The sequence below is a fragment of the Anabaena sphaerica FACHB-251 genome (assembly GCF_014696825.1).
In the GTDB taxonomy this organism is placed as follows: Bacteria; Cyanobacteriota; Cyanobacteriia; order Cyanobacteriales; family Nostocaceae; genus RDYJ01.
In genome coordinates this window covers 16749-30579 of the sequence record NZ_JACJQU010000029.1, presented here as the reverse complement: position 1 = coordinate 30579, position 13831 = coordinate 16749, and the positions used below count along the sequence as shown (strand labels likewise).

At 39.5% G+C, this 13831-nt stretch carries 11 protein-coding genes; 2 read left to right on the top strand and 9 right to left on the bottom strand.

The genetic code is table 11. The features are described 5' to 3' along the window. Positions 1-284 precede the first annotated feature (284 nt). From H6G06_RS25565 to H6G06_RS25525, 9 genes are all read right to left on the bottom strand, one after another. Positions 285-1097 carry a carbon-nitrogen hydrolase family protein gene (locus H6G06_RS25565; protein WP_190564873.1) on the bottom strand — a complete coding sequence of 271 codons (813 nt, stop codon included), beginning with the start codon at positions 1095-1097 and terminating at the stop codon, positions 285-287. Between the two features lie 288 nt (positions 1098-1385). Further along, complete coding sequence (locus H6G06_RS25560) at positions 1386-4196, bottom strand: NACHT domain-containing protein (RefSeq protein ID WP_190564872.1); 2811 nt, start codon at positions 4194-4196, stop codon at positions 1386-1388. A 213-nt stretch (positions 4197-4409) separates the two neighbouring features. Beyond that, complete coding sequence (locus tag H6G06_RS25555; protein ID WP_190564871.1) at positions 4410-5063, bottom strand: HAD-IA family hydrolase; 654 nt, start codon at positions 5061-5063, stop codon at positions 4410-4412. Positions 5064-5275: 212 nt separating this feature from the next. Continuing rightward, positions 5276-5725 (bottom strand): zinc ribbon domain-containing protein, encoded by a 450-nt coding sequence (locus H6G06_RS25550; protein WP_199306887.1) that lies wholly within the window; start codon positions 5723-5725, stop codon positions 5276-5278. 284 nt (positions 5726-6009) lie between these two features. Continuing rightward, positions 6010-7203 (bottom strand): NAD(P)/FAD-dependent oxidoreductase, encoded by a 1194-nt coding sequence (locus H6G06_RS25545; protein WP_190564870.1) that lies wholly within the window; start codon positions 7201-7203, stop codon positions 6010-6012. A 41-nt stretch (positions 7204-7244) separates the two neighbouring features. Beyond that, complete coding sequence (locus H6G06_RS25540; RefSeq protein WP_190564869.1) at positions 7245-7817, bottom strand: GNAT family N-acetyltransferase; 573 nt, start codon at positions 7815-7817, stop codon at positions 7245-7247. A gap of 22 nt (positions 7818-7839) precedes the next feature. Further along, positions 7840-8208: a hypothetical protein gene (locus tag H6G06_RS25535; protein ID WP_190564868.1), complete on the bottom strand. Its 369-nt coding sequence runs from the start codon at positions 8206-8208 to the stop codon at positions 7840-7842. A gap of 73 nt (positions 8209-8281) precedes the next feature. Beyond that, positions 8282-8527: a ChaB family protein gene (locus tag H6G06_RS25530; protein ID WP_190564867.1), complete on the bottom strand. Its 246-nt coding sequence runs from the start codon at positions 8525-8527 to the stop codon at positions 8282-8284. 446 nt (positions 8528-8973) lie between these two features. Then, entirely contained in the window at positions 8974-9171 is a 198-nt protein-coding gene (locus H6G06_RS25525) for a hypothetical protein (protein WP_242039855.1), read from the bottom strand. 276 nt (positions 9172-9447) lie between these two features. Here H6G06_RS25525 and gyrA point away from each other — a divergent pair, with 276 nt between their 5' ends. Beyond that, positions 9448-12069: a DNA gyrase subunit A gene (gene gyrA, locus H6G06_RS25520; RefSeq protein WP_190564866.1), complete on the top strand. Its 2622-nt coding sequence runs from the start codon at positions 9448-9450 to the stop codon at positions 12067-12069. Positions 12070-12086: 17 nt separating this feature from the next. After that, positions 12087-13652 carry an apolipoprotein N-acyltransferase gene (lnt, locus tag H6G06_RS25515; protein ID WP_190564865.1) on the top strand — a complete coding sequence of 522 codons (1566 nt, stop codon included), beginning with the start codon at positions 12087-12089 and terminating at the stop codon, positions 13650-13652. The last annotated feature ends 179 nt before the right edge of the window (positions 13653-13831 follow it).

Genomic DNA, 13831 nt, shown 5'->3' with positions numbered 1-13831 from the left:
AGTTAGGGCTTGCTGAATTAATCTCAAAACATGACAGGGAAAAAGTTTTAGCTTTTTTGATTTTTTAAAAGTGCAAAGTTTTTTGGGGAAAGAACTTCAAAACTGTACATTTTTATCTGACGGAGAGGAAAATTTATCTCTACTAGACACTTGAAACTGTTCCCTGTTCCCTGTTCCCTGTTCCCTATCCTCACAGATAACTTTTTCAGCAAACCCTAGTTATTAAATTGATTGTAATAGGAGATAGATCCCTGACTTCTTAAAGAAGTCAGGGATCTGAGTTCCTAAAAAACTCGATGTTGCAGAGATGGCATTTGCCGGCGTACTTGTTCTAATCTAGTGGGTTTAATTTCTGCGATCGCCACTCCTGGTTTATCCCCCGCATCGGCTAAAATTGCTCCCCAAGGATCAATAATCATAGCGTGTCCGTGGGTTTGACGACGGGCATAGTTAGTACCAGTTTGGGCTGGTGCAATCACGTAATAAGTATTTTCTATTGCCCTAGCTTGTAGTAATACTTGCCAGTGGTCTTTACCTGTAAAAGCAGTGAAAGCCGCAGGAACAAAAACAACATCGGCTCCCTTGTCTGCTAGATGGCGATACAGTTCTGGAAAGCGGACATCATAACAAATAGAAAGTCCGACATTACCTAATTTTTCCGAGAAATGGACTGGGGGTAAAAGTTTACCAGCCATGACGGTGCTAGATTCTTGATAGGTGTTACCATCAGGGACATTGACATCAAATAGATGTACTTTATGGTAGCGAGCGAGTTCTTGACCGTTAAAGTCTATTAATAAAGCAGTATTATAGACTTTGCCTGTACCATCTACAGGGACAGGAAAGCCGCCGCCAAGGATAGTAATTTGGTAGCGTTGCGCCATTTTGATCAGAAATGTTTCTGTTTCCTGAGCGATGGCATCCGCTTGGGCGAGTTTATCTTTTTCCTCTCCCATAAAGGAGAAATTTTCTGGCAAACCCACTAACTCTGCACCCTGACGCACAGCCAGATCAATAAATTCTTCTGCCTGTGCCAAATTTTTCTGTAGTTCAGGCACACTGGTCATTTGAATAGCGGCGGCTAAATAAGACTTCATAGATTCAACAACAAACAGTGAATACGGGATAGATTCTCAAATATATCGTTACTTCCAGACTGGTGGAGGCTAGTCAGAATTGCGTAATTTACGCTTTTCTGGAAAATACTTACTAAGCTATCCCTAGTGTCTTATAAAAGAATAGGCTGAAAACTCCAAAATCAAAACCTCAAAACCCAAAAAGTTTTGTGGACTCGCTGAACCAAGAATCTCCGTGGCTTTAGCGCGGAGAGTGTCAACTTAATATTCCTGTTGATTATAGGAAACAATTTACAGCTATTTTCAGGTTTAACTGATTTTCAACTGCTGCTTTAAAGCTGCTGGCAGATTCTTGGCAGCATCTAATCCTTCCACATCTTGCCAGTTAGTATTCTTATCCCAGCGGATATAACCAAACAATTCATCACCGAAGTTAGCACCAATCAGGTATGCACCGCTGAGGTTAGCACCTTTCAAATTAGCACCACTGAGGTCTACTTGACTTAGGTCTGCATCTTGGAGGTTAGCATTACTCAGGTCTGCACCTCTGAGGTCTGTACGAATTAGGTTAGCACCGCTGAGGTTAGCTCCACGCAGGTCTGATTGGATCAGTTTAGCTGCTATCAAGTACGCATTGCTGAGGTTTGTTTGCGATAAATAAGTACGGCTAAGTTCTGCACGGCTGAGGTCTGCTTGGCTCAAATCTGTGCCACTCAGGTCTGCTTGGAAGAGGTAAGTACCTCTAAGGTGAGTAGCACTGAGGAATTGCCCAACAATACTTTTGAAACTTTCTTCCTGCAAGCAATTACAGTAGTTAATAATCCGCAGAAAGTCTGATCTCAAATTATCTTCTTCGGTTTGACCAGATGGATAAAAAATTATGTATTCTTTCAACACATCATGTTCTTGAGCATATCGCTGTAATTCCAACAGCAAAATCATCACATTCAAGCCTGCATAAATATCTACTTGGCGCTGACCTAAATTTTCAATGCTGTAATTTTGGCTGTAATGTTGTAATTGTCGCAGCTTTGTTTGTGCTAATGTTTGTTCTGGTGAATCAATAAATTTACCTTGACACCAGTTAGTGTAAAAATTATCCAAAACTTTAAATAAATTGATCCAATATAAATCAGGAATCTGTGTGAGTAAGCCGATTACATATTCAACCATTTCCGGGGTAATTTTACCAAATCCTAGCAAATCATAAATTTGCCAATTCATTTCTTGAATTTTGTCATCAGTATTAAATCTTGACCAATCTTGTAGATATTTTGTTAATTTTTCAGCAAACAGAAATTCACTAAATGTCTTATGAAAACATTCAATTTGGTCTTCTTGTTTTTTAGAAGGAGGGAAGTAAAAATTGCTTAAAATTGATTGAAGTTCGATTTGTTTCTCTTGTAACCGCGATATGATCATTGATATAGATCCAAATACTCCCCCAGACTGGACAATAGCAACAGCAATTTCTGTAAAAATATGTTTTAAATCTGATTGGTAATTTTGATTTTCTTGATTAGTTACATCACCATCATCTGAAGTTGGTTGCTGCTTGGCAATTAACCAATTGACAAATTCTTTAAAAATAACAATCTTAGCAGTTTTTTTACTAGCCTGTTCTAACTGCTCAAATGCTAAAGTTTCATCTCGATACATTACTGCTAATAAATGCAGATACAGCGGTTCAAAAGACAATTTATTGATTGCTGATGGACATTTCTTATTCCCTAAAAATTGATCTAGATCTGTTTTCTTACCTTCATGACCTGGAAATAAATTCCATTTTTTTAACCATTGTTGCTGAAGTTGTCTATCCATTTCTAGGATTTCGACTCGCTCTAAATTATGGGGTAATTTTTGGAGATATTGTAAAGCGTTTGTTCTGCCAGTTATTAAAACACGATGTCCCATTTCTGCTTGATTTTTACATTTCTGCTGAAATGCAGCAACTTGTTGAATAAATACCTTGGAATGAATATTCAAATCATCAAAACCATCCAAAATAAAGAGAAATCGCGTATTTTTATTAGTCAGACAATCATGATTATTTTCAATAAACCTAACTTTCAATTCTGCTTGTAAAGTCTCCTCTAAAGAAGAGGAAAAAGAGTTAATATCTTTTAAACGAATTAAAATTGGTGTCCACAGAGGATGTAAATGTTGCCGCACCCAATCAGCAAACATTCGACAAAAGACACTTTTACCCCTTCCTGGTTCACCTTGGATAAATATAACTTGTTCTAATTTCTGCTGATTGAGTAAAACTCCTTTTACCCATGTTTCTAAATCCAAGGGATTGGCATTTTGATCTACCGTTTTGGCTTTGAGAGGAATATATATATCTTTCCAAGAGTAGTTTTGATTGAAGACTTTTTCTAATGGTTGAGTTGCAATATATTTTTCCAAGTATTCATCAATATTTTGAATTACTTGCTGCTGTTGCTCCCATTCTCCACAAGAATCTGCAATTAAATCTTGGATGTTCTTACCTGCATCTATCCAAGCATTAATAATGTAGCGGTGAGTAGTGGCAGCAATTCTTTTAGTTAAAAGATTAGCTAAAAACTTTGTGACATTTGGGGCTATTAATCGGGATAATAATATTTGATTAAATGCAGATGCTAACTCTGAGTTCTGAAAACAGGAAATTGTATTTTGAGCAGTTTGATCATCTAATTGAATGTATTGAATATTTTGGAGATTTGTTGTAAATTCTTCAAGATTATCTAGGTTAGTATCCCAATTTATAGCTGGGTATAAAGACAAAATTTCTCTGGTGCTTTGTAAATAAGCAGCTTGACTAACTATAAATACGCAGTCTTCTAAAGTAGGACATTCTTGATTTATCTCAGCATACAAGTTGAGCAAATTAACCCCAAGAGATACAAATGATAATTCCTTACCTACAATTTGCGCTAATGGTAAACATAGCAAATCTAATAATGAAGATGAATCTTGTAAAACAGGTTTTAAGACTTCTAAACTGATATTCTGTTCGTGAATAGTTGGTGTCGCTGCTAAAACTGCTTTACCTGTATCTGTTGTTGTATTCAGAGTAGCTTCTACTGAAAAAGATTGCCGGAACTGCTGCCAAATTTGTGATAATGTTTTTGTCATTAGTTTAAACAGATTAAATTACTGAATTTTATGCAGTATACTGTAGCATTTCTAACTTAGAATTGTTGTGATATAGATAATTGTAAAAAAAATTAACAACATTTTTACATAGGTTTGCAGTTGTATACATGACAAACTAACCTACCCCTCACCCTCTCTAATATGGAGAAGGCAAGGAGATGAAGTTTGAGTTTTATACCAGTAGATGATAAGTTAATAATTTTGCTGACGGTTAATCCAAATACCCCTCAAACCAGCCTTTCTAGAACCATTATAGTCATCTGTGATGCTATCGCCAATATGCCATGCTTCCTCTGGTGAACAGTTATGACTTTGCAAAGCAATGTTAAAAATTTCCGGATCTGGTTTAGCGGTACGTACTTGGGTAGAAATGGTAATGGATTTAAAATACTCTCTGAGTCCTAAACTTTGCAATACTGAGTATAAACGAGAGTCAAAATTAGATAATACACCCAATTCAACTCCCAATCGTCGCCAGTTTACCAAAGCTAGAGGAACATCTGGATAAACAAACCAAGGTTCAGCCGTACCAAAGTGAATATAGAGTTCGCTAAAAAAAGCTGAAAAATCGGAAAATTCCCTGAGTACCCCTGCACTTTCAAAGGTGTTGAGGGCTATGATCCGCCACCAATCAAATTCTCGTTGAGGGATATCTTTAATATCTGGATCAAGAAATATCGGTGGTGGTGCAGCTTTGAAGCTTTTGAAAAATTCTTTATTCAAAATTTCGGGGGAAACCGAAACTCCAAAATCCTGGGCTATCTGACTGTAAATCGCCCCTACACTGCCTTTAACACCAAATAGTGTACCTACAGCATCTAAAAAAATAACTTTTGGTTTTTCCATAATCCCCACTACCATTTACCCATCAACCAGAGTGATTTGACACTTCCCGCCATAAATGGACGGGGATTCTTAAGATTTTACAATCCTAATATCCTGTTTGCACAGGTTCCCAAACTCAGTACGTTTGCACAAAAGTGCGTGCTGATACCGCCAGTTGCTCTACTTGGGGAGACCCCAAGACCGCACTGGCTCATCTTTTGGGCGTTTAGCTGTTAAACAGCAAGTTTCGCAGAGTCCCCGCGTACTATTTCCAAACCTCTATCTCTGATAGTCTTTGCAGCACCAATATCGGCGTGTTCGTGATACCCACATTCAGTACAAATGAATTTTTCACCATCACGGTTTGACTCATCAGTATGCCCACAATTCCTGCATTCTTGGCTGGAGTATTTAGGATTAATTTTAATTACAACCTTTCCTTGCTTCACAGCGAGATACTCGATTTTTAGGATCAAATCACTCCAGCTTGCGTCAGAAATAGAACGGTTTAATCCTTTTTTTCTAGATTGTCCATTCTTTAAAAATCTCCCAGTTTTTTCATCGGTTTTAACTGAAAGTAATTCTGATAGCCTGCGTGGCGTAGCCATAGCCCAGATGTGTTCTCCTGAGTCGAACACATCTTCAAGGGTTTTCGGCATTTCTCTTATAAAAATTTTACCCATTCATCTGGGTAGCGTTGCTGTTCAAAACAGATTTATTGCTATTTAGTTTGCCATTGTCACACGATTTGATTTCAGAATCTTGATGATTTTTTGCATGAGGGATAGGGGATAGGAAACAGATCAGGACTTACGCAACTGGATATTAATAGGGTGCGTCAAATGTGAAAAATCTGTTTAGTGACAGGATTTATGCAGTCTGACTGCACCCTAGAAGAGATGTTTGATGTGACACGTGCGTAAGTCCTACAGATAACAAAATCATTTTCTGTCACCTGTCACCTGTTTTACTGAGAAAGGGTTTTAATAATAGGACTCACTAACCAGTTGAAACCGACTTTTAGCTGATGATCTAAAGTTGGTAAACGATACAAATAAGCTAAACGACGGGCGATGTATGCTAAAGAACCATCTAGCTTGATGCCTAAACCTGTGAGGGTAGCGTTATCTATTCCCAAGGCCATCATTTCCCCTAACTGTTGATAGCGGAAGGGAAGTAAAGGACGATTTGTTAAAGATGCCCAGATGTTCCATGCTGTATAATCGGCTTGTTGAAATGCTACTTGGGCGGTGGCGGGTACTTGTTTTCCTTGGGCATCAAGACAGTCTGCTAGGTCTCCTAAAGCGAAAATTTCGGAATGTTCTAGGACTTGTAGTGTAGGTGTAGTGGTGATTTGTCCGCGCTGGTTTTGCTTGAGGGGTAGATTTTTTACCACTGGAGAAACTCTTGTACCAACTGTCCAAATTACTACATCTACAGGAATTTCATCTACTTGATTTCTATACTCTAGAGAGATGGTATCTTCTCCTATTGATAATACTTTGGTTTCTAAATCTATAAACACGCCTCTGGCATCTAAGGCTTTTTTGGCGGCTTCGCGGTTAAATTCTGGGGAGGTTCGTAAAATTTGATCACTAATTTCAATCAGCCGAAATCTGCCTTTTTCCCCAATTCTATCTGCGAGTTTACAGGCTAATTCTACGCCACTGTAACCAGCACCAACTATGGCAACACGAATTTTTTCAGGATTTAATTCTTCTAAAACTCTCAGGCGTTCTTCTAGTTGATAAGCATCAGTAACGGTACGGAAGGGGTAAGCATGATTTTCTGCACCAGGAACTAAATCTAGGGGTGTTTCCCCACCTAATGCTAATACTAATCGGTCGTAGACAATTTTTTGGCCGTCTTGCAATTGTACCTGTTGCTTGTCGGTATCGATTTCTGAGACGGTGGCTTGATGAAAACGTACTCCTGTCCCTTGTAGCAGTTCTTGGTATGGTGGGGCTATTTCCCAGGTTTGTAGTTCGCCGGTGAGGAGTTCGTAAAGGAAGGGAGAGAAAAGAAAGCGATCGCTCTGATCGACTAATATAATCTCAGGTTTTGGTGTAGATTCCCACGGTAACTGGCTTAAGCGCAAGGCGGTGTAGAGACCACCAAAGCCTCCACCTAGTATACAAATTTTTGTAGTTGCTTGAGTCATGGTTTTTATCGGAGGCTAAATCCCAGCAGGTTCATTTATTCTTAGTGTAATGAATTATTACGTTCTCTTTCCATTAGCCAGCAATCCTGATATTTACCTTCGAGTAGGTCATGACAGGGTAACAGCTTAACTTTCACAAATCCACATTTTTCATAGCAGCGAATAGCGCGAAAATTTTTGACATGGGGATCAATAACGATTTTAACAGCTGGCAGTTGGCTAAATATATAGTCTATAGCTGAAGAAAGCACTTTTGTACCAATTCCTTGATTCCAGTATTGAGTCTCACCTATAAATAAATCAATACCATAGACATGATTCGTATCTTCTAAAGAATACATTTCTCTGATATATTGGGGTAATTTATTCAGTTCATAATACTGTAAATAACCAATAGCTATATTTTGATAAGAGAAGATGCAGGGAATGAGAGGTTCTTTTCCTAAAATTCTTGGTTTATAGGTTTTTATTACCTTTGCTAAGTTATAAGGATAATCTCTGCCGCCATAAAATTTTAATACTTTCTCATCTGTGCGCCATTTTTCCATTAACAGATAGTCATGTTTATGATCTTGCATAGGACGAATTTTAATTTCGTCTGTGATAGTTAGCATACTTAGTGTTATAAAAAATATTTTATTTATTTGCTCTGCCTATAAATTCAGCAATAACTTCAATTTTATGGAAAATGTTAGCATTAAATTCATCTAATTCTTCAGCAGGTATCCAAGACTCTTGGTGTTGAGAACTGCCGACAGTTTGCACTGTGTATTTATCTAGAAATTTGCTTCTTACTTGAAATCGAGTTACATAACCAACATAACCAGAAGCTTTGTCTTTGGTGTTCCAATCTCTGGCAATCTGCACAGCATAGTCTTCATTAAATACAGGATAAAAAATTGGTTGGTAAGGAAGTCGAGGCGGAAAGGCTGCATAATTACTGGCAGCAATTAAATCAAGTTCTGTTTGACCAACTGGACAAAAAAGGATTGTGGTATTGTTCATAGTGAATTCTCAGCAAAAAGCGGTTTAGATAAATTATAAACCGCCTATGACTTAATATTTATTTGTCAAACAATTAATTACCACCAGACATTACAGCTTTATGATGTATAGCAGGATCTTCTGGTTTTCTATGCCAGTTACCTTCGCTGTCTGGTTCAAATTCATTGTGAACACTATTCCAAGCTACTTCTAAAGCATCATTTTCAATCATTCCATCACTTTTAGCAGCATTGAAAGCAGCAACAAAAATCTGTTGTGCGTGTTGTGGTAGTCTGTCTTTGATGTCTTGTGGTAATTCTTCTATTTTACTATAAGGCATAAACTTACTCCGATTATTTGACTTCAATTTATGCTAAAACTTCTGTCATTAAATGTCATCTTTCTAGAAGTAGAGAATCCTATTCCCATACTTTTGATAGAGTGCTATTACTACCTGTGAACTAACCACTCTAGTAATCATTAAGCTAAAAGGATGAATGCACAAGTCTCATGTTGGATGTTGGATCGCGCTCCCCCTAAATTCCCCTTAAAAAGGGGAATTTTTAAACTTTAATTCCCCCCTGATCAAGGGTTAGGGGGGATCTGAGGGTTGGGGAAATAATTGTGTCTGCATAAAAATTGCCACCTCCTGTTTTGGCTATTTCTTGCACTTCTTTGATATACAGCAGATTGCAGATCCATGAGGTACAGAATCTAAATTGAAACCTATACACAAAGCCAGTTTTACTCCTGATTCCTGCTGTATTCTGGAGAGTGGACTGATTCTCATAAAAATTGCCAGTTTCTTAATGTTACCGGAGTAGGCGATAGCTTCGCTCGCCTTCGGCATCGCCAGGCAATTTTATCAGCAAATTTAGCTGTTTTTAGAGCTTTAACAATTGCTGTCAATCTTTCGGGTTTCTCTGGATGACGGTTTCCTGGATTGTGTTCTAGAAATTTATCAGCATAGACGACTGGCAACATATTATTAATTACTTGCGGTGATTTTTTAACTAACAATAGCTAACAATATTGGTTTCCAGGATAGATCAATCAGGATTCGTTTATCATCTGATATAGTATTTTGATTTTAAGTTTCTCTGGGATTATCTTTTTGTTTAGCTACTCTTGCCACAAACTAGGTTAATATATGTTAGAATTATAGCAAAATATGACAATTTTTCAAGATTAATTTGACATAATTTTGTATTTTGTCAAGTACAAAGGCTAAAATCTACGATTTTTGGAGTTTTGCAGGTTATGACAACCTCACAGGAGAGGATTATCCCGACGGATTTACGACAAGAGATGTCGCAATCTTATCTGGAATACGCCATGAGCGTAATTGTAGGTCGGGCGCTGCCAGATGCCAGGGATGGTCTTAAACCTGTGCATCGTCGCATCCTCTATGCCATGCACGAGTTGGGTTTGCTGCCAGATCGCCCTTTTCGGAAAAGCGCCCGTGTAGTCGGGGAAGTGTTGGGTAAATATCACCCTCACGGTGACACGGCGGTATATGATGCTTTAGTAAGGATGGCGCAGGATTTTTCCATGCGATCGCCCTTAATTAACGGTCACGGTAACTTCGGTTCTGTAGACAACGATCCGCCGGCGGCAATGCGGTACACAGAATGTCGTTTGCAAGCTCTAACCAGCGCCTCCCTACTGCAAGACATCGAAGCCGAAACGGTAGACTTTATCGATAACTTCGACGGTTCCCAACAAGAACCGACAGTTTTACCATCACGTATCCCCCAACTACTGCTCAATGGTTCCTCTGGAATTGCGGTGGGGATGGCTACAAATATTCCTCCTCACAACTTAGGAGAATTGATTGATGGGTTAGTGGCATTAATTCACAACCCAGAAATTACTGATCTTCAGTTAATGCAGTACATTCATGGACCAGACTTCCCCACCGGGGCGCTGGTTTTAGGTACAGGGGCAATTAAAGAAGCTTACACCACAGGGCGCGGTTCTATTACCATGCGCGGTGTGGCCAGTATTGAAACTATTGAACAACGCAATAGACCAGAACGGGACGCAATTATTATCACAGAATTGCCCTACCAAACCAACAAAGCCGCATTAATTGAAAAAATTGCGGAGTTGGTGAATGATAAGAAAATTGAGGGAATTGCAGATATTCGGGATGAAAGCGATCGCGACGGAATGCGAATCGTCATAGAATTAAAACGTGATGCCTATCCCCGTGTAGTTTTAAATAACCTTTATAAACAGACTCCACTCCAGTCCAACTTTGGCGCGAATATGTTGGCCTTGGTCAACGGGGAACCCCATGTACTCACCCTCAAAGACTTCTTAAGAGTCTTCCTGGATTTCCGCATCGAAACCATTAACAGACGTACCCGTTACCAACTGCGAAAAGCAGAGGAAAGAGATCATCTGTTACAGGGTTTATTAATTGCCTTATCACATTTAGACGCAATTATCAACCTCATTCGTAGCGCCCCAGACGCACCCTCAGCCAAAGGTGAGTTAATCACGAATTATGGACTTTCCGAAGTTCAAGCAGATGCAATCTTACAAATGCAACTGCGACGCTTAACAGCCCTAGAAGCAGATAAAATTCGCCTGGAACACGAAGAATTACAAATCCAAATAGCCGACTTACGGGATATTTTGGACAGACGGGAAAGGGTGCTGGAAATCATAGAAACCGAAGTTGCCCAAATCAAAACCCAATTTGCCACACCCCGACGCACAGCTATTACCCACGCAGAAGGGGAAATAGATGATATTGACTTGATTGCTAATGAAAAAGTCCTAATTCTGCTAACAAAACAAGGTTACATCAAACGGATGCCCGTCAGCACCTTTGAAGCCCAAAGCCGTGCCACCAGAGGTAAAGCCGGGGCTAAGGTCAAAGATGATGATACCATTGAACATTTCTTAACCTGCTGTGACCATGATAGCGTATTGTTCTTTAGCGATCGCGGAGTCGTCTATAGCCTAAGAACCTATCAAATACCCTTGGGTTCCCGCACCAGTCGGGGTACACCCATAGTCCAGATGTTGCCCATACCCAAAGAAGAAAAAATCACCTCCATCGTCCCCGTAGACGAATTTAGGGAAGATGAATATTTGGTCATGCTCACCAAAGGCGGTAACATCAAAAAAACCGCACTGGCAGCATTTAGCAACATTCGCGCTAACGGATTAATTGCCATATCCTTAGAAGAAGGCGATCAACTGCGTTGGGTCAGACGTGCCAAAGTAGAAGATAGCATCATTATTGGTTCACGTCATGGCATGGCCATTCACTTCCGTTGTACCCATGATCAACTGCGTCCCCTGGGTAGGGCAACTCGTGGGGTAAAATCCATGAAACTCAAAGCCGGTGATGAATTAGTGGGAATGGATATTCTTCCTGCCGCAATTCTTGATACTTTAAATACAGAGACAGAAGCGGACATCGAAGAAGAAATCATCGAAATTGAAGAAACCATCGAAGCCAGCGAAGCCACCGAAGAAACCATAGAAACCACAGAAGCACCAAACAGCAACAGCACTGGTCCTTGGGTGTTGGTAATTACAATGGGAGGATATGGAAAGCGCGTACCAGTGGGACAATTCCGCCTCCAAAACCGTGCCGGACAAGGTTTAACCGCCACCAAATTCAAAAACCGCAAAACCAAAGACAAACTAGCAACCCTGCGGATTGTCAACAGCGACGAAGAAATTATGATGGCGACAAATCGCGGTATTATCATTCGTCAAGCTGTGAATGCTATTTCCGTACAATCACGGACGGCAACCGGAGTCAGAGTCCAGCGTTTAGACGAAGATGATGCCATTACCGGAGTAGCGATCGTTCCCCCCGATACTGGTGATACTGGCGAGTTAGAAGAGGCAGAATAAAGGATGAAGGATAAAGTATGAAGTATTTGGGAAAAAAGCTGTTTTCATCCTTTCATCTTTACACCTTATCCTTTATCAGTGGCATTCTCATGGGTGTAACCGTCGCCCCCTTTGGCGCTTGGTTCTTAGCCTGGTTCACCCTTGCCCCTCTCTGGGTCTTGGTTGTTAAAAATACAACCAAAAAAACTATCCTCCATGCTTTTTTATGGGCGATCGCCTATCATGGAATTGCCCTTTCTTGGCTCACCGGTATTCATCCCATGAACTGGTTAGGTGTTCCCTGGTGGCCAAGTTTATTTATTACCATCTTCTGTTGGTCATTTATTAGCCTCTGGGGAGGTCTATTAGTCTCCCTTTGGGCATTTTTAATGGTGCGGTTAGACAAGCAAAAACCGTGGTTACGGATTTTAATTGGTACAGCTTTATGGTGTGGGTTAGAAAGTTTGTGGAGTTCTGGTTCTTTATGGTGGAGTTCTCTTGCTTACACTCAATCACCGCATAATTTGGTAATTTTACATTTGGGGCAACTTTCCGGTCCTAATACTGTAACTGCGGTTATTGTGGCAGTTAATGGGTTGGTTGCGGAGTCTTGGATTTATTTTTGCACGCAGAGACGCAGAGGCGCAGAGGAGGAAAGGAAAACTTCTGCGTCTCTGCGGTTCTTTAATAAATACTTAATTTCAGCTACAATACTGTTAATTACTTCCCATATTTTAGGGTTTATTCTTTATTCTCAACCTTTGAATAATAATGAAAATTCAGATTTGAAAATAGGTGTTATTCAAGGTAATATTCCTAATGAAATTAAGTTGCTTCCTCAAGGATATCGCAAAGCAATTACAGGTTACACTAATGGATATTTACAGTTGGCAAGTCAAGGTGTTGATGGTGTTCTGACTCCTGAAGGTGCTTTACCTTTATATGAACGCAATTTTAAAAATACTCCTTTATTGGATGCTGTGAAAGATAAAGGTGTAATTGCTTGGATTGGTGGTTTTGGTGAAAGGGGGAAAAGCTATACTAATAGTTTATTTGGTGTGAATAGTAAAGGGGAAGTTACCAGCAGATATGACAAATCAAAACTTGTTCCTTTGGGGGAATTTGTTCCTTTTGAAGAAATTGTTGGGGCGTTAGTTCAACGGTTATCTCCTTTAGATGAACATCAAGTACATGGGGCAAAAAATCAAGTTTTTGATACTCCCTTGGGGCGGGCTATTGTTGGTATTTGTTATGAGTCTGCTTTTTCAGAAATATTCAGATATCAAGCTTTTAATGGTGGGCAATTTATTTTGAGTTCTTCTAACGATGCCCATTATACTGCTGCTATGGCAGATCAACATCATGCCCAGGATATCATGAGAGCAATTGAAACTGATAGATGGGCTGTGAGGGCAACAAATACCGGTTATTCGGCTTTTGTTGATCCGCATGGGAGAACTTTATGGAAATCAGGATATAATTCCTATGAAACCCACGCTGAAATTATTTATCCTCGTCAAACGCAGACTTTATATGTGCGTTGGGGTGATTGGTTGATGCCTTTGTTGTTGGTTCTGGCGTTTTTGGGGTGGGTATTATTGTGATGTGAAACAATTTAGATCCCCGACTTCTGTTGTCAACTATAGATTCTGAATAGAAATTTTGTTAAGAAGTCGGGGATCTTTTTCCTAAACCGTCATCGTCTATAAAGAGTAATTGATGTTTTGTCCATGCAGTGGATTTTTAGTTTTTAATTTTTGTCTTAAATAGCATACTCCCTCCC